Annotated in this window: 1 protein-coding gene; it reads left to right on the forward strand. The window is 67.6% G+C overall.

Annotated features, from left to right (window positions below; translation table 11 throughout):
* A partial coding sequence (locus ABZO33_RS26785) for a non-ribosomal peptide synthetase (protein WP_414538498.1) occupies positions 1-1,726 on the forward strand: 1,726 nt, incomplete at both ends.

A 1,726-nucleotide genomic window follows, 5' to 3' on the forward strand; every position in this document is an offset into this window, starting at 1 on the left:
TGCAGGGCGGCGAAGGCGCCGAGCGGGCGCTGGGCATGTTCATCAACACCCTGCCGCTGCGGGTCAGCGTGGGAGCGATGGACGTAGTCGACGGCGTGCGCCTGACTCACCAACGCCTGGCGCGCCTGCTGGCCCACGAGCAGGCGTCCTTGGCCCTGGCCCAGCGCTGCAGTGGCGTGCCGGCCTCCCAGGCGCTGTTCACCAGCCTGCTCAACTACCGCCACAGCGCGGCCACCGGCGCCGAGCGGGCACAGGCCTGGCAGGGCATCGAACTGCTGGTCGCCCATGAGCGCAGCAACTACCCACTGGTGGTCAGCGTCGATGATCTGGGCGACGGTTTCGCCCTGACCGTGCAGGCCGTGCCGCAGGTGGACGGGCCACTGGTCTGTCAACTGTTGCAGACGGCCCTGGCGCGGCTGGCCGATACGCTGGCGGACACGCCGACGGCACCGTTGAATGGTATCAACGCCTTGCCGGACGCCGAACGCGAGCGTGTGGCGCGGCTGTTCAACGCCACGGCGCGTGACTATCCGTGTGACTTGGCCGTGCACCGGTTGTTCGAGGCCCAGGCCGCGAACTCGCCGGATGCGCTGGCGGTGGTCCATGGCAAGCATCAATGGACCTTCGCCCAGCTCGAGGCCCAGGCCAATCGCTTGGCTTGTTACCTGTTCGAACAGGGTGTGCGGGCGAGTGACCGGGTAGCCCTGTTGCTGCCTCGGTCGGTCGACCTGCTGACGGCCCAGCTGGCGGTGTGCAAGTGCGCGGGGGTGTTCGTGCCGCTGGACGGTAACGCCCCGGTCGAGCGTCAGGCGTTCATGGTGGACGACAGTCAGGCGGTGCTGGTGCTGACTCACAGTGACCAACCGCTGGTTTCGGGGGCTCGCCGGGTCGAACTCGATTGCATTGACCTGAGCGGCTACACGGATGCGCCGTTGGGCCTGGCGGTGGACGCCGGTAGCGCGGCGTATGTCATGTACACCTCCGGTTCCACCGGTACACCGAAGGGCGTGCAGGTGCCGCACCGGGCCATCGTGCGCCTGGTGATCAACAATGGTTTCGCCGACTTCAACCACTTGGATCGGGTGGCCTTCGCCTCCAACCCGGCGTTCGACGCCAGCACCCTGGAGGTCTGGGCGCCGCTGCTCAACGGCGGTGCGGTGGTGGTGATCGACCAGGACACGGTCCTGTCGCGTCAGGGCCTGCGCGAAGTGCTGCTGGAGCAAGGCGTCAGCGTGCTGTGGCTGACCGCCGGGCTGTTCCACCAGTTCGCCGACGACCTGCTGCCGGCGTTCCGGGGCCTTCGTTACCTGATGGTCGGTGGCGATGTGCTGGACCCGACGGTGATCGCCCGGGTGCTGCGCGATGGTGCGCCGCAACACCTGCTCAATGGCTACGGCCCGACCGAGGCCACCACCTTTAGCACCACCCACGAGATTACCGAGGTGGGCGAGGGCAGCATCCCGATTGGCAAACCGATCGGCAACAGCCGCTGCTACGTGCTCGATGCTCGTCAGCAACTGCTGCCGGCAGGAGCGGTGGGCGAGTTGTACATCGCCGGTGACGGTGTGGCCCTGGGGTATCTGGGGCAGCCGGAGCTGACCGCTGAGCGCTTCCTGCCGGATCCGTTCAACGGCGGCACCATGTACCGCAGTGGCGACCTGGTGAGCTGGCAGGCCGACGGTACCTTGCGTTACCTGGGGCGTGCCGACCAGCAGATCAAGCTGCG

This window comes from Pseudomonas sp. CAM1A, from assembly GCF_047501685.1.
Classification (GTDB): Bacteria; Pseudomonadota; Gammaproteobacteria; order Pseudomonadales; family Pseudomonadaceae; genus Aquipseudomonas.